Annotated in this window: 18 protein-coding genes and 1 pseudogene; 17 read left to right on the forward strand and 2 right to left on the reverse strand. The window is 61.6% G+C overall.

Annotated features, from left to right (window positions below; genetic code table 11):
* Positions 1-28 precede the first annotated feature (28 nt).
* On the forward strand, positions 29-1,666 hold the full coding sequence (locus OMP40_RS38570) for a putative polysaccharide biosynthesis protein (protein WP_338131406.1): 1,638 nt from the start codon (positions 29-31) through the stop codon (positions 1,664-1,666).
* Positions 1,667-1,750: 84 nt separating this feature from the next.
* Here the strand turns inward: OMP40_RS38570 and OMP40_RS38575 are convergent, their stop codons facing one another.
* Positions 1,751-2,158, reverse strand: coding sequence for a hypothetical protein (locus OMP40_RS38575; protein WP_277539512.1), 408 nt, complete (start codon positions 2,156-2,158; stop codon positions 1,751-1,753).
* A 444-nt stretch (positions 2,159-2,602) separates the two neighbouring features.
* Between OMP40_RS38575 and OMP40_RS38580 the strand changes: the two genes are divergently transcribed.
* Positions 2,603-3,154 (forward strand): GNAT family N-acetyltransferase, encoded by a 552-nt coding sequence (locus OMP40_RS38580; RefSeq protein WP_277539513.1) that lies wholly within the window; start codon positions 2,603-2,605, stop codon positions 3,152-3,154.
* Positions 3,151-3,558, forward strand: coding sequence for a VOC family protein (locus OMP40_RS38585; RefSeq protein WP_277539514.1), 408 nt, complete (start codon positions 3,151-3,153; stop codon positions 3,556-3,558). The genes OMP40_RS38580 and OMP40_RS38585 overlap by 4 nt, the downstream gene beginning before the upstream one ends.
* A gap of 497 nt (positions 3,559-4,055) precedes the next feature.
* Here the strand turns inward: OMP40_RS38585 and OMP40_RS38590 are convergent, their stop codons facing one another.
* The gene (locus tag OMP40_RS38590; protein ID WP_277539515.1) at positions 4,056-5,300 is read right to left on the reverse strand and encodes a DUF2515 family protein; all 1,245 of its coding nucleotides are present in this window, start codon (positions 5,298-5,300) and stop codon (positions 4,056-4,058) included.
* 229 nt (positions 5,301-5,529) lie between these two features.
* Here OMP40_RS38590 and OMP40_RS38595 point away from each other — a divergent pair, with 229 nt between their 5' ends.
* The 14 genes and pseudogenes from OMP40_RS38595 to OMP40_RS38660 all read left to right on the forward strand — a co-directional run bounded on the left by OMP40_RS38595 (position 5,530) and on the right by OMP40_RS38660 (position 22,003).
* Positions 5,530-7,077, forward strand: a complete 1,548-nt coding sequence (locus tag OMP40_RS38595; protein ID WP_277539759.1) for a stalk domain-containing protein — start codon at positions 5,530-5,532, stop codon at positions 7,075-7,077.
* A 128-nt stretch (positions 7,078-7,205) separates the two neighbouring features.
* A complete protein-coding gene (locus OMP40_RS38600) occupies positions 7,206-7,556 on the forward strand; it encodes a thioredoxin family protein (protein ID WP_277539760.1) in 351 nt (116 codons plus the stop codon).
* Positions 7,557-7,839: 283 nt separating this feature from the next.
* Positions 7,840-8,874 (forward strand): COX15/CtaA family protein, encoded by a 1,035-nt coding sequence (locus tag OMP40_RS38605; RefSeq protein WP_277539516.1) that lies wholly within the window; start codon positions 7,840-7,842, stop codon positions 8,872-8,874.
* Between the two features lie 19 nt (positions 8,875-8,893).
* Entirely contained in the window at positions 8,894-10,669 is a 1,776-nt protein-coding gene (locus tag OMP40_RS38610) for a UbiD family decarboxylase (protein ID WP_277539517.1), read from the forward strand.
* A gap of 62 nt (positions 10,670-10,731) precedes the next feature.
* Positions 10,732-11,562 carry an acyltransferase domain-containing protein gene (locus tag OMP40_RS38615; protein WP_277539518.1) on the forward strand — a complete coding sequence of 277 codons (831 nt, stop codon included), beginning with the start codon at positions 10,732-10,734 and terminating at the stop codon, positions 11,560-11,562.
* 342 nt (positions 11,563-11,904) lie between these two features.
* Positions 11,905-12,606 carry a GntR family transcriptional regulator gene (locus OMP40_RS38620; protein ID WP_277539519.1) on the forward strand — a complete coding sequence of 234 codons (702 nt, stop codon included), beginning with the start codon at positions 11,905-11,907 and terminating at the stop codon, positions 12,604-12,606.
* A gap of 87 nt (positions 12,607-12,693) precedes the next feature.
* The gene (locus tag OMP40_RS38625; protein ID WP_277539520.1) at positions 12,694-14,187 is read left to right on the forward strand and encodes a sugar ABC transporter ATP-binding protein; all 1,494 of its coding nucleotides are present in this window, start codon (positions 12,694-12,696) and stop codon (positions 14,185-14,187) included.
* Positions 14,188-14,239: 52 nt separating this feature from the next.
* Positions 14,240-15,155, forward strand: a pseudogene (locus tag OMP40_RS38630) (ABC transporter permease).
* 98 nt (positions 15,156-15,253) lie between these two features.
* On the forward strand, positions 15,254-16,240 hold the full coding sequence (locus OMP40_RS38635; RefSeq protein ID WP_277539521.1) for a substrate-binding domain-containing protein: 987 nt from the start codon (positions 15,254-15,256) through the stop codon (positions 16,238-16,240).
* Positions 16,241-16,270: 30 nt separating this feature from the next.
* Positions 16,271-18,496 carry a glycoside hydrolase family 20 zincin-like fold domain-containing protein gene (locus OMP40_RS38640; protein WP_277539522.1) on the forward strand — a complete coding sequence of 742 codons (2,226 nt, stop codon included), beginning with the start codon at positions 16,271-16,273 and terminating at the stop codon, positions 18,494-18,496.
* Positions 18,493-19,638 carry a M20 family metallopeptidase gene (locus tag OMP40_RS38645; RefSeq protein WP_277539523.1) on the forward strand — a complete coding sequence of 382 codons (1,146 nt, stop codon included), beginning with the start codon at positions 18,493-18,495 and terminating at the stop codon, positions 19,636-19,638. Before OMP40_RS38640 ends, OMP40_RS38645 begins: the two co-directional genes overlap by 4 nt.
* 44 nt (positions 19,639-19,682) lie before the next feature.
* Positions 19,683-20,066 carry a RidA family protein gene (locus OMP40_RS38650; protein ID WP_277539524.1) on the forward strand — a complete coding sequence of 128 codons (384 nt, stop codon included), beginning with the start codon at positions 19,683-19,685 and terminating at the stop codon, positions 20,064-20,066.
* A gap of 28 nt (positions 20,067-20,094) precedes the next feature.
* Positions 20,095-20,832, forward strand: coding sequence for an MBL fold metallo-hydrolase (locus OMP40_RS38655; RefSeq protein WP_277539525.1), 738 nt, complete (start codon positions 20,095-20,097; stop codon positions 20,830-20,832).
* A 43-nt stretch (positions 20,833-20,875) separates the two neighbouring features.
* The gene (locus OMP40_RS38660) at positions 20,876-22,003 is read left to right on the forward strand and encodes an aminotransferase class V-fold PLP-dependent enzyme (protein WP_277539526.1); all 1,128 of its coding nucleotides are present in this window, start codon (positions 20,876-20,878) and stop codon (positions 22,001-22,003) included.
* Positions 22,004-22,014: the final 11 nt, after the last annotated feature.

Raw genomic sequence — 22,014 nt, forward strand, 5'->3', positions numbered from 1 at the left:
AAAAAAGGATTCGCTTATCAAAGGCACGCTGATTCTCACGGCTGCGGCGCTGGTCGCGCGCGTCATCGGAATCTTTCAGCGCGTACCGCTCTCGGAGGTCATGGACGAGGTCGGGTTAAGTGCTTTCGGGATCTCGAACAACGTGTACCTGCTGCTTCTCGTCTTCGCGACCGCGGGTATTCCGAGCGCGGTCAGCAAGATGGTATCGGAGCGCATCGAACTCGGACGGGGAAACGAAGTCAGACGAATATACCGGGCGGCACTCCGATTCGGCGCGATTGCCGGCATCACCCTCACGATCGGACTGCTGCTGCTCGCGCCCGTATATACTTGGCTTGCCGGGACGGAGCACGCGACGCTGGCCATTCGGGCCATTGCGCCTTCGCTGCTGCTTTTTCCCATCATCGCGATGATGAGAGGCTACTTCCAGGGACGTCAGATGATGGTCGCGGGCGGCGTTTCGCAGGTCGTCGAGCAGATCGCTCGCGTCGTGACGGCGATCGGGATCGTCTTCGCGATGCACGGCTGGGGCTACGGCAATGAAAAAATGGCGGCTGGCGGGGCGTTGGGAAGCGTCGTCGGCAGCGTCGGCGCGTTCGCCATCATGGTTTATTATGCCGTCAAGCTCAGAAAAAGCGATGAGCGCACCGGGGAATTGGATCAGACCGAACGGAAGTTTGCGGCCGGGTCCCGGTCGGGCGGACCTCCGGTGCTTCGGTCGAACCGGGATATTTATCGCGCGATTTTTCGCATCTCCATTCCTATCCTTGTGACGGCGATGACCGTTCAGGCGATCTACATCATCGACCAATCGTTGCTCACGCGGCTTAGCGAATGGCGCTTTGGCGAGGCGAAGACGCTGAACTGGCTGGCGGACCTTACCAACAACGCCCAGGCCATCGCGGGCATCCCGCCGGTGCTTGCAATCGCGCTCAGCCAATCGATCTTGCCGGTGCTTTCGGCAGCCTTTGCGTCCGGCGACAAAGCGCGCGTAACAGGCCAGGCGACCCTGGCGCTGCGAATCGGGATCTTCTCCGGCATGCCGATCGTGCTGTTGATGACGGTCGGCGCGCACGCGATCAACGGCTTGTTGTTCCCTAATCCGGACGCGAGCGTCATCGTCGGCATGCTGGCGGGCGGCACGATCTTCCAGATTACGATGATGACTTCGAACTCGATTCTGTTCGGGCTCGGCCAGCAGCGTCTGGCGATGAAGCACACGCTCGTGGGCATCCTCGTCAAGCTGGTGTTGACGCTGATCTTGACGCCGCTCTTCGGCGTGTACGGTCTGATATCCGCCACGACGCTCTGCTTCATGTTTGCGACCGCCACCAACATGATGTCCATCCGCAAGCGCGCGGGCGTGCGCGCGCTAGGCGACCGCTGGACAGGCTTTGCGTCGACCGTATTGCTGCTCTCCGCGGCGGGCGGCGCGCTCGTGTACGGCGTGCTGCACCTGGCCGCGCCGCTCGGCTGGAAGTGGCCGTACCTGCTCGCCACCGGCGCGCTCGGCCTGCTCATCTGCGCCGTGTACCCGGTGCTGCTCACGGCGCTCGGCGTACTGCGCGCGGACGACCTGGATTCGTATCCGGCGCGGATCCGGCGCGTGCTGCGCCCGTTTCTGCGCTTCGCGCGCGGCGGACGAAGGGTGAACGACGCAAGGTAGACGAATACGCGCAGGCTCCGTTTATCCGAACGGGGCCTTTTGGCAACAAAAAAAGGCTGCTCCAGTTCGACTCGGGAGCGGGCCTTAATTTTGAACCTTGATTTTCAGCAGCTCGATGGATTCATCGGCCTTGGCGATCAGGTTGCGCTGCGCATCCAAACGTTCGCTCAACGTTTTCAGTTCCGTCTTTAGACCGGATACGTCCGATTTTAACAGCGTTACATCTTCCGCAGTCTTGCCGACCTGTTCGAACGTTGCGTTTAATGTGCGCTCCACGCGATCCAGGCGTTCGTTTACTTCTTTGAATCCTGCGGCTTGACTTTCCGCTAATCGTTGCTGACCTTCAGTCAATCGTTGCTGACCTTCAGTCAATCGTTGCTGACCTTCAGTCAATCGTTGCTGACCTTCAGTCAAAATTTGTTGGCCTTCAACCAGCTTTTCTACAGCTGCCAGTACGCTCATCAGCGTAGATGCCACTTCGTTGTTCTCCATCCGACGACCGCCTTTCCTTCTACTATTTCGATTATGCGTCCTACCTAAGACATGCGTCAACCCATCCAAGTCCCTTGTTTAAGGGGATAAATTACACTTGATTTTCCAACTGTTCCATTTGATAATGTAGGATTGCAGGAATAGGGGGGGATTGTATGCAGCTAACGCATTTAGCGGCTGACGACGTCATTTTGCGGGGGGGCTTTCCGATGCGACGAGGTACCTTATAATCTCGTATATCGCGTGCTGGATACGGGCGATGCGCGAAGCTGGAAGTCAGCCGACGACGGCATGCTGTTCGTCCAGACGCCCGGTCATAATGGCTGGCTATGGATTTCTCCGGCGATGTCCGCTTCGGATCGGGATAATTACATTTGTGCATTAGTCGAGCGCCTTGAGGACCACCCTCCATTACCCGGCATCTCGGCGGAGCCAAAGACGGCAATGGCGTTCGCGCAGGCTTATTCGGCCGACAAAGGCGCGGAATTCCGTCTGCATATGGCGCTGGAATCGTATCACTGTCCGTCGGTCACCCCTTCTCAACGCGTACGCGGCGGCAGAGCGCGCCCGGCAGAGGAGAGGGATCTTCGCAAGGTTGCGGCATATTTCGCTGGCTTTGCGCAGGAAGCGCAGGGGGCATACGTCGAAGCGGATAGCCAATTGCAGGCTGCGTCCGGCGCCATCGCATCAGGCAATTTGTTCGTGTGGGAGATGGAAGGAGTGGTCGTATCCATGGCGAAAATCGCTCACCGCTCCCCTCGACACGGTCGAATCAATGCGGTTTATACGCCGCCGGACAGCCGCAATCGCGGGTTCGCAGGCGCGTTGGTCGCCGAATTGAGCGCCAAGCTGCTGCGGGAGGGCCTCATGCCGATGCTGTATACGAATGCCGCGAATCCGATCTCCAACCGGGCCTATCGCAATGTCGGCTTCATCGCAGTCGGATCGATAACGGATATCAAATTCGAATTTGAAAAAGGAGGGGAGCGGCTATGAACCAATCTGCCGCGCTTGGAGGAAATGCTTCATCAAGCCCGATCCGGCGCAAGGTGGCGAGCATATTCATTCCGGTCAAAAATATCGAGCGTTCGCGGGCTTGGTATTGCCGGCTGCTTGGATTCGATGAAAGCGAACGCGACATTCTGTTCGGCCATATTTGCGTACTGCCGCTGGAAGGCGCCGACGTCGTGCTGGACACTATGCCGAAGTGGGGCGGTGGAGAGCCGGACGGCGCGACGCCGATCGACACGCCGGTGCTGATGCTGCCGACATCGGATCTGGAGGCATCGCTCGCTTTCATCGATGCGCTCGGCGCGGAGAGAGTCACCGATATCGAGGATGGTCATTGGTTTGTGTTCAAGGACCCGGACGGCAACAAGCTGATGATCTGCAGGGAATGATCGACGGATTGCCGTTAAGGCGGTACGATCGCTTAACTGGGTACTTTGAGTCTTTCGCGGCCGAGTTATGCGGTATGATCGCACAACTGAGCGCTTTGGATCTTTTGAGGCCCGAGTTGTGCGGTATGATCGCACAACTGAGCGCTTTGGATCTTTTGAGGCTCGAGTTGTGCGGTACGATCGCATAACTGAGCGCTTTGGATCTTTTGAGGCTCGAGTTGTGCGGTACGATCGCACAACTGAGCGCTTTGGATCTTTTGAGGCTCGAGTTGTGCGGTACTGCCGCATAATTACGCTTCGGCCATGTCTGCGCCTGAACACGCGGGCCAACTGCCCGTCCAGCGCCAGCCCTACGCCGGCCCAATGCCCGCACAGCGCCGGCCAACTGCCCGTCCAGCGCCAGCCCTACGCCGGCCCAACGCCCGCACAGCGCCGGCCAATTGCCCGCTCCAAGCGCCTGACCGCCGCGTTTCCCCCGCCTGCCGCTCCGATCACGGCTATGGCCGCGATGCCCGCCGCTTCAAACTTTCCAGCGCCAGCGCCGCGGCCTGGAGCTTGCGCTCGCCGAACGCATGCTCATGCGTCATGACGAAGGCGATCGGCGCCCGCAGCGACCTGAAGTGCTTGAGCACGTTCAGGTCGGCCAGCCAATCCCCTTCGCGCACGCTGCCGAGCGGACGATCCGGCCAAGCGTCTGCGAGCTTGGGGCTGTACCACGCCGGCCTGTGCGACCCAAGGGCCTCCCCATGACGCTCGCCATGCCCTTCCAGCGCCGTAAACCGCTCCGGCCAGTAGTCGGCCCGCGAGCCCGTATGACTGACCGTCTCCGCAAAGGCCAGCGCCCCGCCCAGCACCTTCGGATAGGCGAACAGCATCGCGTACAGACTTTTGCCGAACGCAATGCGCTCGTCGACGTTCGCGAACGACTCCAGCACGCGACCCGCCAGGGCGGTATCGGCGGGTTCATCCCCTCCGTCCGGTCCGTCTCCGCGCTCGGTCCCCGACGTTCCGGGAGGCAGACGCGCGATTCGCACGCCGCCCAGCGGCACGATCACCTGCTGCAGCTGCAAGGGACGCATGCCTTTGAACGCGGCGGAGGCGAGGACGGTGTCTTTGTACGCGGGATCCTGGACGACCCGCCGCTCGATCACGTGCTGCTCGTTCACGATAAGCGCGACCGTGAGCGCGGTCGGGTCCCGCTCGATCCAGAAGCGCTCCCAGAACGGCCGCATGAAGGCCGACACGCCGAAGGCCGGCAGCAGCGCAAACCGGCTGCGCCCCGTCCGGCGACTTTCCCCATAAAGACGCAGCTGGGGATAGGCGTCGCGAAAAATCAGCGCGTTGCAAGATTCGAGCATGCCGAACAAAGTCGCCCTGTCTTTGTGCTTGAGCAGCTTCGGCAGCCAGGCGCCCTGGAGGTCGGTCATATTCCATCCTCCGTTGCGCGATACGAGATGAGCCAGCAGCGCCCAATGCAGCTCCGGAAATGCCTTGTACATTTCCATATAGGCTGCCGTGCGCGTCACGTTGTTGCGATTGTGCGTCTCCGTCTCTTCACGGATACAGGCGACGAGCGCGGCGTTGGACGAATCCAGATGGGACGAGGCGCCGCGCCATCCCCGATTGATCTCTTCGCTCAGCTCGGATTCGGCCCAGCCGGCGATTCCTTTGGGCAGCCGAAGCGATGAGCGCGGACGCGCGAGCCTGAGGGATTCCAGCAGCGCCGCTCCTTTGATCGCCACGCCTTTGACCAGCCCCCCGGTCACGCCGGACCAAGCCGGGGTCGACGATCGCTCGCTATTTTTCCGGTACGCGCCAGTCGTGTCTTCGATGTGCTTCTCCCCCTTTCACGATGATTCTTCCTATTTGGAAGGATTTCCAACTGTAGCGTCGAACTAACCATATCCGGGTATCAATTATTGGATATCATTGGATGGTTATCATCGGGAGGGGGATGGGTTCGTGGTAAAAATGAAAGTTCGTGGTTTGGGTATCGCTTTGATCGCCCTCCTAATCGTTGCGCTCGTCGGCTGTCAGGCCGTGGGCGGCGTGAATTTGAACGAGATGCTGACCAAACAGTTGGACGTCCGCTCGTCGACGGGCAGCGGTTCCTTCGAGCTTGAGCTGAATTTTGACGAGGAGGCGCTGGCAGCAGAAGACGAGGAGACGCAGCGGATGATCAAGCTGCTCAGCCGCATCAAGCTGCAGCTCGATCAAGTACGGTCCGATGAAAAGGGCGATATGGACGCGAGGGGCAGTCTTTCGCTGAACGATCGTTCGATTCCGTTCTCGTTGCAGCTCGATCCGACGACCGCGGTGCTGACGGTCGAGGGCGCGAAGCGCCCGCTCGTGCTCGACGTGGAAGAACTTCAAGCCGGCGCGTTCCCGGGAGAAGATATGATCCCCGGCATCGGCGAGATGACGTCCCAAATCGCCGAACAGACGATTCGGGACGCGCTGAAGCAGGTGGCGTCCTTCGTGGTCGGTCATCTGCCGAATCCGCCGAAGATCCAGGCCGAAGCGGTTCAAGCGCCGATCGGCGGCACGCCGACCGACTTGATGAAGGTACATGCCGAGATGAACGGCAAGGAGCTTGGCGAGCTGATCCCGGCGTTCCTCGATTCGGTGCTTTCCGACGGTCAAGGCGTGAAGAGCCTGATCGAAAAGCTCGCCGCGTGGGCGTCCGACCTGCCGCAGGACCTGAAGGACGCGCTCGGCATCGTGCCGGAAGACACCGATTGGACGCCGGAGGAACTGACCGACGCCGCGCAGAGCGTGATGGACGGCGTGAAGGAGCTGCGCGACGATTACGAAGAGGCGAGCGCGGAGGAGGATTGGCAGCAGGCGTTTAACGAAGCGCTGACGTTCAAAGGCGATTTTTACGCCGACAAATCCCTGCACATCCGCAAGTCGGACATCGAGATCGCGCTCGACGCTAGCCTGTTCGGAGAAGAGGACATCCCGCTCAAGAGCGTGGTCGTCCGGGTCTCTCAGGAGACTTGGAACATCAACGAGGATCAAGGGCTCGGCGAAGTGCAGGTGCCTGCGAACGCCATGGACATCGAGGAGATGGCGTCCATGAAACCGCGCAAACTGCTTAACCAGCTGAGCGTGGATTCGGCCGTGTACGGCCTGCTTAAAAACGACATGCAGATCGACGACCAGTATTTTACGCTGAGCTCGGACTGGGGCGTGCCGTTCGCGACCGACGACGACGGCAACGTCTATGTGCCGGTCAAGGAGACGATGCGCGAACTGGGCAATCCGATCACGTTCGACGCGGCGCGCAAGCAGATTCGGTTCTACGACGAGCCCACGATTCAGGAGTTCGTGCTCACGCTCGGCTCGGATCAGGCGCTTGTCAACGGAGAGAAAGTGCAGCTTCAGTCGCCGGTCGCCAGGCTCGGAGGCGTCACCTACATGAGCGCGGACGACCTGCTCGGCCTGCTGCACGCAACCTACAGTGTGACCGACGGCTATGACGGCGAACAGCTTCTGGAAGTGAAGCGGGATCTGTAATAGAGTCGCGTTCTTGGATGCGTGCTTCCCTTGGGGGACGACGGTTGTACGGCGAGGTAATCGGGCGTATAATGACCGTTAACGACACGGACGCCGGTACCGGCGTTCGTCCAAGGAGGTTAGGCGGCATGGAGAAAATCACGAACGAGGCAGACTTCAGGGCGCGCGTAGGCGAGGATGGATTGACGGTGGCGGTATTCAAGACGACCTGGTGCGCGGACTGCCACTTTATCGATCCGTTCATGCCGGCGCTTGAAGAAGCCTATGCCGATCGGCTCCGGCTCGTCGAGGTCGACCGCGACGATCTGCCCGACCTTTGCAGCGAACTGAACATTCTCGGCATTCCCAGCTTTATCGCTTTCCGCGAGGGACGCGAGCTGATCCGGTTCGTCAGCAAGCTTCGCAAGTCGCGCGAGGAGATCGAGCAATTCCTGGACCGCGCGGTGGCGGTATCCGCCGAGATCGCGCCGAAGGCTTGATCGATCGCGGGCGAGCGAGATAGCCGGAAAAACCGGCTATCTAGGCCCTGCGGCTCGCCGGTCGGTGCGCATTGCCGGGCAAAACAAAGAAGGACGGCGCAGGGCCTACCTGCCTCGTCCTTTCTTTGTTAAGTGCGCCTATTTCAAAATTCGACGCCTTTGTGACACTCTTCACAAAGTTCGCGTCCGTTCACAGTTTGAACATAGCATTGACCGCAACCGCTCGGGTATAATGAAAACGGGCTGAAGCCGACTACTTCATTATAGAAATTAGGGATGGAATATGACTGCTAGAGCTTACAGGCTGCTGGCCTTGTGGAGCTGCCTCGGCATGCTGCTCGTGCTCATCGCCGGCGTCGTCGTCACCAATACCGAATCGGGCCGCGGCTGCGGAACGGACTGGCCGCTCTGCAACGGGAAGTTCATTCCCGCCTACACGGTCGAATCGATCGTCGAATACACGCACCGCGCGGTAAGCGGACTCGAAGGCTTTCTGGTGTTCGGCGTCTTCCTCCTCACGATGCGACTGAAGCCGGTGAGCGGAGAGGCTCGTCTGTACGCGGGAGCCGCGCTGCTCTTTACGATTCTCCAGGCCGTGCTCGGCATGCTTGCCGTGATCATGCCGACGTCGGACGCCGTGCTCGCCATACATTTCGGCATCTCGATGGTCGCGTTCACGAGTACATGGCTGCTGTACGCTTGGGCCAGACGCTGGGACCGCGCGCTGCGGACCGGCGATGCCGGGGCGTGGCCGATACCGAAGGGCGCGTTGCCGGCGCCTGCGTCGCTTAACGGAGGACGGCAGAGCGGCACCGCCGCGAAGCTTCGTCCAAACCAAGCGGGCAGCGTACCCGCGGCCGGCGCTTCCGTGCCGGCAGGCCTGTTCGGCTGGATCCTAGCTGTCATTATATATTGTTATGCGGTCGTCTATTTGGGCGCTTATGTGCGGCATACAGACTCGGCAGGCGGTTGTATCGGCTGGCCGCTCTGCAACGGCGAAGTCGTGCCGGAGCTGAGCGGGGCGACCGGGATCGTGTTCGCCCACAGGCTGGGCGCGATCGTGCTGTTCCTGTTAATCGGCGCGGTCGCGCTGCTCGTCCGGCGCCGCACCGGGGGGCACGAGGAGCTGACGCAGATCGGCTACGTATCGCTCGCGCTCGTCGTTCTGCAAAGCCTGAGCGGGTGGCTCCTGACCGCCACGCTCGAGTACCACGACGTCTACGTGTTTACAAGCCTATTGCATACGATCATCATATCCATCTTGTTCAGCGCGCTCTGTCTGTGGGCGATCCGCGCCTGGCAGCTATCCCGTCGTTGACGTTATTTGGAGGAATCATATGAGTTTTTCTTCGCTTCGTCCGTTTTTGGAAATGCTGAGAAAAGAGGGCGACCTGGCGGTCATCGAGACGCCGGTCGACCCCGTGCTGGAGATCGCCGAGATACATCGCCGGGTCATCGATTCAGAGGGCCCGGCTTTGCTGTTCACGAATGTCAAAGGCGCCGCCTTCCCGGTCGTCACCAATCTGTTCGGGACGAGCCGCCGCGTGGACCAGGCGTTCGGGCCGCGGCCCGAGCAGCTCGTGAACCGGCTGATCGGCGCGATGGATACGCTCATGCCGCCGACGCTGCCCGCGCTCTGGCGGGAGAAGGACATGCTGCTGGACCTGATGAAGGTCGGCATGAAGAAGGTATCGCAGGAAGCCGCGCCCGTGCTCGGCGTATCGAAGCGCGAGCGTCCGCTGGCCGGACTGCCGGCGCTGACCTGCTGGCAGGAGGACGGCGGTCCGTTCATTACGCTGCCGCTCGTCTACACCGAATCTCCCGCGCACGGCAAAAAGCACAATCTCGGCATGTACCGGATGCAGGTGTACGACGATTCCACGACCGGCATGCACTGGCAGATTCACAAAGGCGGCGGCTTCCACTACCATGAGGCCGAGCAGATGAACCGTGCGCTGCCGGTATCCGTATTCCTTGGCGGACCGCCCGCGCTCATCGCTTCGGCGATCGCGCCTGCGCCCGAGGGGCTGCCGGAGCTGCTGTTGACCTCGCTGATCCTGGGCGGCAAGCTGCCGATGGCGGAAGACCCGCTCGGCGGGCATCGCATCCCGGCGGAGGCCGAGTTCGCGATCAAGGGAAGCGTGCCGCCGCATCTGCGCCGCCCCGAGGGGCCGTTCGGCGATCATTTCGGCTATTACTCGCTGACGCACGACTTCCCGGTGTTCAACGTCGACCACGTCTGGCACCGCAAGGACGCGATCTACCCTGCGACGATCGTCGGCAAGCCGCGCCAGGAGGACTACTATCTGGGCGAGTTCCTCCAGCGTTTGCTGTCCCCGGCGTTTCCGATGGTCATGCCGGGCATCCGCAGCCTGTGGACCTACGCCGAGACGGGCTTCCACGCGCTCGCATCCGCGGTCGTCCGCGAGAGCTACGCGCGCGAGGCGCTCGGCACGGCTTTCAGCATACTAGGGCAGGGACAGCTGTCGCTGACCAAGTTCCTCATGCTGACGGACCGTCCGGTCGAACTGGAGCATTTCTCCGAACTGCTGACGACGGTGCTCGAGCGGTTCGACCCGCTCAAGGATCTGTTCGTGTTCGACCATACGTCGCACGACACGCTGGACTACACCGGCCGCAGGCTTAATCACGGCTCCAAAGCCGTCATGCTGGGCGTCGGCGACCCGATCCGCGAGCTGCCCCGCGAATACGCGGGCGGAGACCTGCCGGGCGTCGCGGACATCCGCGTCTTCGTACCGGGCTGCCTCGTCGTCCGCGGCGGCACGTTCGAGCGCGAGCCGGAGCTGGCGGAGCGGCTCGCCGAGACGCTGTCCGCGCGCGGCGATTGGCAGTGGCCGCTCGTCGTGCTGGCGGACGACGCCGGGATCGCGGCGTCCGAGCGGCAGTTCCTCTGGACCGTGTTCACGCGGTTCAACCCGGCGCACGACATGTACGCGAAGACGATCGCAAGCCGCCATCACATCGGCTACGGGCTCCCGATCGTGATCGACGCCCGCATGAAGCCCGGCTATCCGGACGAGCTGTTCCCGCGGGAAGACATCGTGAAGCTCGTGGACGACAGATGGCGGGAGTACGGGATTCGCAAAACATAATAAGAGCACTCGACGGGACGCAGCTTGCGTCCCGTTTTAACAAGCCAAGGAGGAATAAACAGATGGACATCGCGAGTCTTGGCGCGGCGATCGGTCTTCATCCGGATGCATCGGCACTCGTACTGGAGTATGATCGAACTGAAGGCGGCAATTATTCCGCGCACAAAGCTTCTTTTCTCCGCGATCGAGAAGCTATGCTTGCCTCGGTCAAACAGAGAGCGGATTATAGACCGTTTCTATTGTACTTTTTCGTGAGGATGGCCGTTGACGTTCATGACGAATACAGGTTACGGGACATTCCGGACGAGGTGCACACCGATACTTTTTCGGATATCCGCATTTGGAGCGAGGTTTGCAAAACGACATACGGAGAATATGGCATCGAGGAATCGGGCTGGCTGCAGGGGCATGTGCGACTTGCTTTGTTCCGTCTCGGCCGGCTGCAGTTCCAGCCGATCGCGCTAGATCGCGATCTAATCTTCGGCGAGCGGAAGTTTGCGAAAGGAGGGCTCGTACTGAACGTCCACATCCCCGTGGGCGGGCCGTTGGATCCGCAGGCGGCTTTAGCATCCTTTGCGCGAGCGCGCGCCTTTTTCCGAGGCGTACCGCCGATATTTGTCTGCCATTCCTGGCTGCTGTACCCCGGCCTCGACCAGGTGTTGGAATCGGACTCGAACATCATGCAGTTCCAGCGGCTGTTCGAGATCTACGAAGTGGACGAGACATCCCGGCAAGCGGAAGAGCGTATCTTCGGCATCGGAGCGGTGACCGACGATCCCGCCGCGTACGAAGCGCGGACGGGCCTGCAGCGAAGGGCCAAGGCTTACCTGGCCTCCGGCGGCAAGCTCGGGGCGGGGAGAGGAATATATACCGTGGACGAAGTCCGGGGGTGAGCGTACACAGCCTGCATGCGTCGACGATACGCCTACAGAGAAACGCGCCGGAGCGAAGTCATCCATACTCATCCATACATAGACAAACCGCACAGCTTTTTTGTGCGGTTTTTTTTACGTTTTACCCTCATATTACGGTTACAGTACAATCCCGATTGCGATACCTTTCTTGTCGTTCATCCCCGAATTCTCGCTTCTTCCGCACTATGTTTGTTGTGATGAAAATGAAAAAATGTCGATTTGCAAGATTAAGTATTGCCAACCTCCTACATTCTATATTATATATAATACATAATATATAACTTTAAGAAGAGGCTGTTAACGAGGAGATGAGCGCTCATCATGAAGGATTCCGCGCCTAAACCGGCATTTATGGACAAGCACAATATTAGCCGCGAAGTCGTTGAGTACATTAAGCAGTCGATACTGAGCGGTGAGCTGAACCCTGGCGACCGCATCGTGGAGACGCGGTTCGCGCGCGAACTCGGCATTAGCCAGACGCCGATTCGCGAAGCGATGCATCAACTGTCGGGCGAGGGTATCGTCGTGATCGTGCCGAACAAAGGGCCAGTCGTCAAGGAATTGCAGCGAAGCGACGTGTTCGAGATTTATTCGCTTCGGGCTGCGATCGAAGGACTGGCGATTCGGATCGCCAGTCAGATCGCGCCGCAGGAGGCGATCGACGAGTTGGAGGGATTCTACGGGGCCATGAAGGTCAAATTGGCCGACGAGGCCGTGGAGTCGCTGCTCGCGGACTCGTTTCAGATTCACCAGTCGATCATCAACCTGTCGAAGCACGAGCGCCTGATGAACATGTACGGCTCGATCTCGTTTCAGATCTCGCTCGTCAATCGGATCTTGGGCACGCAGTCGACGAAGCAGAAGGAAGTGGACCAGCATCTCGAATTGATCGAAGCCCTCAAGAGCAGGGATCCCGCGCAAGCGGAGAAGATCATGCGCATGCATATCTACCGATCCTATCGGGAATTCATCGAGCTGGACGAGGACAAGAGCTGGGAGGACGGGGAGACGCTCTGGTTCTGAGCGGCGCAAGGGACGCAGAGCGCTCGATAGAGCGGACAAGATGCTGATTGCCGAAGGCGCTCGATTAACAATCAAGGAGGCGACGCGATGGAGACGGTACTCGCCATGAACGGCATCACGAAGTCGTTTTTCGGCGTGAAGGCGCTGGACAGCGTCTCGCTGGAAGTGCGAAGGGGAGAAGTGCACGCGCTGATGGGCGAGAACGGCGCCGGTAAATCGACGCTGATGAAAATCTTGACCGGTCTCGTGAAGCCCGATGCCGGCAGCATCGAACTGTTCGGAGAAAAGGTGGCGATCGACAGTCCTCAGGATGCGCTGCGACAGGGCATCGCCATGATTCACCAGGAGCTTAATCCGATTCCGGACATGACGGTGGCCGAAAATATATATCTCGGGCGAGAGCCCGCGCGCGGGATATTCGTCAATCGCAAGCAACTGCGCAAGCAGACGAGGGAGCTGCTGGCCGAGTTCGACTTCCGCGCGGAGCCCGATACGCGAGTCGGCACGCTCAGCGTCGCCCAGAAGCAGATGCTGGAGATCATCAAGGCCGTCTCGTGGCAGGCTCGTCTGATCATCATGGACGAACCGACGTCCGCGCTGTCGGACGGCGAGGTCAAGACGCTGTTTCAGACGATCGCTCGGCTCAAAGCCACAGGCGTCCCGATCATCTACATCTCCCACCGGATGGAGGAGATTTTCTCCATGACCGACCGGGCGACGGTGCTGCGGGACGGGCAATACGTCGGCACGGCGGACATCGCCGCGCTCGACGAGGGCACGCTGATCGCAATGATGGTCGGCAGGCCGCTCGAGGCGATCTATCCGAAGGAGCGTGTCGATCCGGGCGATGTCGTATTCGAGGCGGTCGGGCTCCGGCGCGGATCTGCCTTTCGGGACGTCTCGTTCCATGTCCGCCGGGGGGAGATCGTCGGGGTAGCGGGGCTCATGGGCGCGGGGAGAAGCGAGGTCGCGCAGGCGATCTTCGGCGTAGACCGGCTCGACGGCGGCGAGATTCGGATCGACGGCAGGACGATCTCGGTCAAGCATCCCGCCGACGCCATCCGTCACGGCATCGCGCTCGTGTCCGAGGATCGCAAAGAGACCGGGCTTGTGCTGTGCCGGCCGATCCGGGAGAATATGACGCTGGCCAAGCTGCCGCTGGACCGGCGCGGCGCGTTCGTATCGGGCAAGTCGGAGACGGGAGACGTGCGGCGCTTGACGGAGCAGATCCGCATCAAGATGCGCGATATGAATCAGCCGGTGCAGAGCCTAAGCGGCGGCAACCAGCAGAAGGTCGTGCTCGCCAAGTGGCTGCTGACGAATCCCCGGCTCTTGATCCTGGATGAACCGACGCGCGGGATCGACGTAGGCGCGAAAGCGGAAATTTACAAAATGATGTCCGAACTGGCGAAGGAGGGCATGGCGATCTTGATGATCTCATCCGAGCTGCCCGAGATTCTGGGCATGAGCGACCGCGTGCTGGTGATGGCCCAGGGCCGCATTCAGGGCGAATTCAAAGGACCGCATCTCACACAGGAACAAATACTGGCCTGCGCGATCGGAGGTGCGCACAGTGCGTAATGAAGCCGTCCTCAAACGTAAGCTGCTTCCCGGCGGCGGCCTGTCCGAAGACATGCTGCGAAAATACGGCCTGATCCTCATTTTGCTCGTGGCGGTCGTCGTCCTGAGCATCGTATCCGATTCGTTTCTCACTTTTACGAATCTGATGAACGTGCTTCGGCAGGTCTCGATCAACGGTATCCTGGCCGTGGGAATGACCCTTGTCATTCTGACCGGCGGCATCGATCTCTCGATCGGTTCCCTGATGGCCGTCTCGGCCGTTATCGCAGCCAGTATCGTATCCGACTCGCCGGGAGCGACCGTCCTCGCGCTAATCGCGGGCATGCTCGCGGCAAGCGCGCTCGGAGGCGTCAGCGGCACGATGAGCGCCAAGCTCAGAGTCGCCCCGTTCGTCGCGACGCTCGCGATGATGACGATCGGACGCGGCATTGCGCTCCTGTACACGAACGGACGCCCGATTATCGTCGATTCCCCCCTCCTTTAAATACCTGGGCCAAGGCTATGTCGGTCCGATTCCCGTACCCGTGCTCATATTCACCGCCGTCGCCGCGATCGTGGCCGTTCTGCTCTATCGGACCAAGTTCGGCCGCTACGTATTCGCGGTAGGCGGCAATGAGAGCGCTTCCCGCGTATCGGGCATCCGCGTGGACAGGATCAAGATCGGCGTTTACGCGATCAACGGCTTTCTCTCGGGGCTGGCAGGCATCTTGCTCGCTTCGCGTATCAGCTCCGGCCAGCCCAACAGCGGCATCGGCTACGAGCTTGACGCGATTGCGGCCGTCGTCATTGGCGGCACCAGCCTGTTCGGCGGACGAGGTTCGCTGCTCGGCACGATCGTAGGCGTCCTCATTATCGGCGTCATCAACAACGGGTTGAACCTGCTGGACGTCTCCTCCTATTGGCAGCAGATCATCAAAGGCGTCATTATCGCCGGCGCCGTCATACTCGATCAGCGCGCCAAGCGCTGACTGCAAATCCCGTGAATGACGAAGACGCGTCGTCCTGCAGGGGCGCGGCTCCGCTTTCAAATATAGTTTTCGTCGAAAAAGGGAGAGGAGTTAGACAAATGGGGAAATTCAAGGGCTGGAAATGGATGGGAGCCTTGCTTCTGACGACAGCGGTGCTGTCGGGCTGCGGCAACGACAAGGGGAGCGAGAGCGGGGCGTCCGGCTCGCCCGGCGCGGCATCGGGAGAAGCTTCCGGAAAGACGTACAAGATCGGCGTAGCCGCGCAGGGCTTGTCGCACGAATTCATCAAATCCCTCGTCGAATCGATGCAGGAGAAAGCGAAAGAGCTGAACGTCGAACTGCTCGTCATGGACAGCCAGGACAAGATCGAGGAGCAATTGAATCAGGTCGACACGCTGATCTCCCAGAAGGTGGACGCCATTATCCTGAACGCGGTCGACATGGTGGGCTCCAGTCCCGCGGTCGACAAGATCAAGGAGGCGAAGATTCCTCTCGTCGAAGCCATCACGTATACCAAAAACGAAAACTACGACGTTTTCGTCGGCACCGATCCCGAGCAATCCGGCGTCATGATGGGCGAGATTCTGGCGGACAAGCTTGGCGGCAAAGGCAAGGTGGCGCTGCTGCAGGGACAAATCGGACATTCCGCGGAGATCACGCGCGGAGCAGGGCTTCAGAAATCGCTTTTCGACAAATACCCGGACACGAAGCTGGTCACCGAACAGACGGCCAACTGGAACCGCGACGAAGCGATGCGGATCACCGAAGACTGGCTGCAGCGCTTCCCGGACCTGAACGCGATCGCCGCGCAGAACGACGAGATGGCGATGGGCGCGCTGCAAGCCGTCGAGGCGGCGGGACGCAAGGATATTCTCGTCGTCGGCATCGACGGCATCGCGGATGCGCTTAAAGGCGTCAAAGAGGGCCGGATGACGGCTACGGTGCTGGACGATGTCACCACGGAAGGCAAGCGCGCCGTCGAGGTCGCGGTCGGACTGATCAATAACGAGAAGTTCGAGAAGAAGGAACTGGTCGACTACGTGCCGATCACGCAGGACAACGTGGACGAGTATTACAAAGGATAACGATATTCGCGGATAAAGGGGATGACGGCGATGACAGCAGCGGACGACCGGTTGCCGGCGCCGCTGCTTCCGACGCCCAAGTCATGGGCGCCGGGAGCGGGCTATTACGCGTTCGGCGAGCCGACGAGGCTTGAACTTGATTCCTCTTTTGCGGCGCTGGCCGAGACGGTCGTTCTCGAATTGCCAGGGCTTCGCCTGGCGGCGGAAGCGGCAGCGGTCGGCGCAGCCGCCGGACGCGCGCTGACCGTGCGCGGACCGGATACGATCGCGCTCGCAGACAAGGAGGCGCTGCTCAACCAGCCGCATCCCGAGCAGTCCTACGTGCTGCGCGTGTCGGCGGATCGGGTCGATCTGGCCGCGCTCGGGACAAAGGGCGCGCTGCACGGCATAGCTACGCTCGCGCAGCTAGCGGAGCTAGGGGACGGCAAGGGATTGCCGGCGCTCGAGATGACGGACGGTCCGGACATCGGGCGGCGGATCATCTCGCCTACGCTGACCTGGTATGCGGGCTTCGCCAGGGCCGGCTTCGGCACGCAGCTGTGGGACGGCGAGCGCTGGCGAACGTTCGTCGATTGGTGCTTCAGACGCAAGATCAACGCGCTGAATATCGTGATGTACGGATTTTGGCCGTTCGAATTCGAGGAGTATCCGGAGACGGTGCTGCGCGGACTGCCTGTCGAGACTTGGTCGGCCGAGATCGGAGACTGGGTCCAAGTATCGTTCACGCATCCCAACCTCGTGAAGCCGTTCCTGTCGGAGACGATCGCCTACGCCAATGCGCGAGGCATTGAAGTCTACGCGTACGTCGGCATGAATTCGTACAGCGGCGGCTACCCCGTCGTTCATCCGGAGAGCCGCGGCGTGTTGTCCGAAGCGTTGAAGGCGCAGGGGCACGTCAACAGCTACGATTCGATGTGCGCCTCGCGGCCCGACGTGCGCCGCTACCTCGTCGAGAGCGTCAAGCGGATCGAGGAGATCGGCTTCAACGGCCTCGTGTTCGAGGAGAGCGAGGAGGTCCAGTGGTTCTGCCAATGCGAAGCCTGCCGCGGCAAGTATGGACACCTGCCGCCGAACGACGCCAAGCATGCCGTCACGATCGAACTGCTGGAGGAATATATGAAGGTGCTCCGGCCGGAGACGCTGATCGGCGTGCGCTGGCTGCGGGAACCGCCGATCGTCAAGGACCGCGCGTATCTCGAGGCGTGGGCGGCCAAGTTGCCGGAGCGGGTCGTTCTGTTCTGGGCGCCGGGACTGGAAGACGACGACCGGGAATTTATGAAGTGGGCGGATATGTTCGGCCGGGACCGCATATGGTCGCGCAACTGCGAAGGGAGCGGCTTTGCGGCCAGCCTCGGGCGCATTCCTTACCTGATCCCGGACGTTTTTCCCGAATCGCTGCGCAACTACGCTTTCCAGCATCTGTGGAACGATATCGCGCAATTTCAGGGCGCGGTGAACACGGGCTGCGCCGGGATCAACGGCTACGGCTTCGAATGGTACGGACATGAGCTGTACTTCATGGCGCCCGCCCAGTTCGGGTGGGACTGCTGGCGGATGGACCGCGAAGCGTTCCTGGCGCATGCTGCGGTTCACCTGCACGGCAGAGAGAACGGTCCGCGCTATGAGGCCGTCGTTCGCAGGCTGCCCTGCATCCACGAGACGCAGATCTGCCGGACGCTGCCGTCGTTCCCGTTCATGCCCGACAAATATACGGGTCCGGAGGGAATCGCTTATTTGGAGCGATGCCTGGTCGATGCGAGGTGGTCGGCGGGCGAACTGGAGGCGATCCTGTCGACGCCGATGCTGTCGCAGTGGCAGCGGGAAAACGCCGAGGCGACGCTGCTCATGGCGCGGCGCATGGCTGAAATCTCGGCCGCCGGAATCGCGTTCGCCCGCTTCGAGCTGGAGCGGGATGCGGGAGGCGATCCGGCAACGCTGCGGCAGCTCGCGGATGCGGCGATCCGTCACGCCGAGGAGGACGAACGGCTGATCAAGACGCATTATTTCGATACGAAGGCGCATCTGTGGACGGGCGTGCCGATCGGAGAATATTATGTCCCGATGGTCATCAACGAGTACAGGAAGGTCTTCTATGAAACGCTTGGAGACGAATCGTTGGCGCCGGACGACAGCGTGCCTTATATGGTTGGGGGCGAGAGTCTCCCTTGGGAGTGGCTGCTGGAGTGGGGACCGAAGATCGCGGCGGCCAAGCCGCTCGCAGCGCTTCGAAGGCCGGAAGGCAGTGCGCCGGCATGAAGCATCGCGCACTCGCTATTTTGGAGCAATTGATCGCCATTCAGAGCGTCAATCCCCACTATGGGGACGGCGCGGCCGGCGAGGCGGAGGTCGCGCGTTATATCGAGCGGCTGTGCGAACGGGCCGGACTGTCCGTGATGCGCCAGCCGGTGATCGAGGGCCGCGACAATGTGATCGTCCGGCTCAATACGCCGCGGCCGGGTCCGCTGCTCATGCTGGAGGCGCATATGGACACCGTCTCCCTGGGCAGCATGCAAACGCCGCTCGTCCCGGTTTATCGGGACGGAAGGCTCTACGGCAGAGGGGCATGCGACACCAAGGGCTCGCTGGCCGCGATGCTGGCCGCGATGGAGACGTTCGCGCGCGAACCGGAGGCGCTCGGCTGCGACGTCGCGCTGTGCGCCACCGTCGACGAAGAGCATGCCTTCCGCGGACCGCTCAAGCTGCTGGAGCTTGGCTTGCCGGTCGCGGCTGCCGTCGTCGGCGAGCCGACCGGGCTGCGCATCGTCGCTGCCCACAAGGGCTGCGCCCGCTTCGCCGTACATGTTCGCGGCAAGGCGGCGCACAGCTCGGTGCCGCACGAGGGCGTCAACGCCATCGTCCGCATGGCCAAGGTCATCGGCTTCCTCGAGGACACGATCGCCCCAGAGCTTGCTTCCGTGCGCGACGAGCTGTGCGGACCGGCTACGCTGTCCATCGGGACCATCGCGGGCGGCAAGCAGATCAACATCGTGCCGGAACGATGCACGATCGAGGTGGACCGCCGCATTGTATCGGGGGAAAATCCCGGCGAGGTATTGGCGGCGCTTGAGCGGCGGCTCGCGGCCTGGGGCGGGGAGCACGGGGTGAAGCTGGAGGTGGAGCCGCTGCTGCTGGATTGGGCGCTCGGCACGCCGCAGGACGATCCGATCGTACGAGCCGCGTCGGATACGGCGCGCAGGCTGGCGCTGCCCGCGGATGTTTGCGGGGAGACCTACGGCAGCAATGCGAGCAAATATCAAGGCATCGGCGGCATTCCGAGCATCGTCTACGGGCCGGGCTCGATCGCGCAGGCGCATTCGCGCGAGGAATGGGTGTCTGTGGCCGAGGTAGAGGCGGCAGCCGCTTTTTATATGGAACTGGCGAGAGAATACCGCGGGTAACAGACCCGTCTACGATATAGACACTTCGGGAGGTAGAGGGAACCATGACGAGACAGATCATCAGCACCGACAGGGCGCCGCAGCCGGCAGGCAGCTATTCGCAGGCCGTTCGCTTCGGCGATACCCTGTACGTGGCCGGCACCTGCCCGTTCGAGCTGGGCTCGAAGCGGGTGCTGCATCCCGGCGATACGGCGGCCCAGACGAGACTGGTGCTCGAATATATCGCGGCGATCCTTGAAGAGGCCGGCACGTCGCTGGACCGGGTGTTGAAGGTGACGGCGTATCTCGACGATCTGGATCAGTTCGCCGCTTACGACGGCGAATACGCGAAATTTTTCCCCGTCGCTCCCCCCGCGCGGAGCACGGTCGAGATCGGCAAGTTCCCGGCCGGCATGCGCGTCGAGATCGAGTGTATCGCGGCGTTGTAGGCGCCTGGCAGAAAGGAGACGGGAACCGATGCGGATAAGCGAACGGATCCATCTGGTAGGCAGCGGCAAGTTCGGCATGGAGCTGAGCGATCCGACCGATTGCAACGTGTACCTCGCGGACGGCGGCGCCGAATGCGCACTGATCGATGCGGGCGGCGGGGTCGACCCCGAGCGCATCGCGGCGCGCATCGAACGCGCCGGTATCGGCATGGATCGCGTTCGCACATGCGTATTGACGCATGCGCACGCCGATCATGCCGCAGGCGCCCGCTATTGGAGAGACCGGTACGGCATGCGGATCGTGGCGGCAGCGGAAGCGGCGCCCTGGCTGGCGCGCGGAGACATGGACAAGACGAGCCTTAACCATGCCAAGCGCGGAGGCGTCTATCCGCCGGACTTCGCCTTTCCGTCGTGTCCGGTCGATCTTGCCGTCGGCGAAGGGGATACGGTCGCCGTCGGCGACCTGTCTCTGGAGGTGATCGACGCGCCCGGTCATTCGCGGGGACATATCGCGCTGGCGCTGACGGAAGAAGGCGCGCGTTGCCTGTTCGCCGGGGATACGGTGTTCGCCGGCGGCAAAATCGTCGCGCAATACGTGTGGGACTGCAGCATCGAGAAATACGCGGCTACGGTCGCCAAGCTGAACCGCATGCGGTTCGACAGGCTGTATCCCGGTCACGGTCCGTTCCTGCTCTCCCGGGCGTATCAGCATATCGAGAAGGCGCATCTGTGCTTCGAGCGGCTGGAGCTTCCGCCGAACTTATAGGGGCCGCGGCATCCGCCGTACGATCGAAGCGGGAGAAGGAGTGGTGGACGATGGGCGCATTGCTAAGCAAAAAAAGAGTTTATCGGATTGGACGATTGCACATGGTTTTTTTAGCGGCGCCGAGACCCCGACGCATACAGCGGTGTTGGGCGCCGTGAACGATTACTTGACCGCCAGGAGCCTCGGACCAGGCGGCCGCGAGCGCAACGCGGAGACGGAGCGGCTGTGCAAGATCAACCTGGCGATGCTGCTGCACGGGCAGCCCGAGCAGATCGCCATTGTGTCGAGCGCCTCCGAAGCGATCTCCATGGTGGCCCGGTCGATCGACTTCGCGCCGGGCGACAATGTGGTGATCCACGAATTGGAGTTCCCGTCCGGCGTGCTCCCTTGGCTGGCTCTGAAGGCGAAAGGCGTCGAGGTTCGCGTCGTGGCGCACAAGGAGTGGGAGGTCGGCGCGGAGGATCTGCTGGCGTCGGTCGACGACCGCACCAAGCTTGTCCTGACCAGCCATGTTAGCTATCTGACGGGAGCCAGGCTTGACTACCGCAAGCTGTACGAACGGCTGACGCAGACGAATACGCTGCTCGTGCTGGACGCCACGCAGTCGCTCGGCGTCGTGCCCGTCGATATGATGCAGGCGGACATCGTCATTTGCAGCACGTACAAGTGGCTGCTGTCGCTCCATGGCGGCGGCGTGCTGGCCGTCAATCCCGGCCGCACGGCGGATTTGTTGCCTGCCTATGTCGGCTGGCGCAGCGTGGAGGAGCGCGCCGGCCGCGAACGGTTCGAATCGTTCGCCTACCATGCGGACGCGCGGCGGTTCGAGCTTGGCTACCCGAGCTATCCGACCGTCTACGCGCTCGAGCGCTCGACGCGCCTGCTGCTGGCTGCGGGAATCGACGAGATCGAGCGGCACGTGCTGGCGCTCGGAGGCGAACTCATCGCCTTGCTCGAATCGCTCGGACTGGCGGTGACGACGCCGGCGGAGCCCGCCAGAAGGGCCGGGAACATCAGCTTTTTGCACGAGGCGGCCGGCGAGGTCGCGGAGCGGCTCCTCGACCGCCGGATATTCGCGATGGGAAGCGATGGCCGGGTGCGCCTTTCGGTGCACGCGTTCAACGACCGGAGCGACCTGGAACGGCTGCGCGCATGCCTGCCGGCTTGTTTATGAGGAATCTTTTA

This window comes from Cohnella rhizosphaerae (assembly GCF_029525575.1).
Lineage (GTDB): Bacteria > Bacillota > Bacilli > Paenibacillales > Paenibacillaceae > Cohnella > Cohnella rhizosphaerae.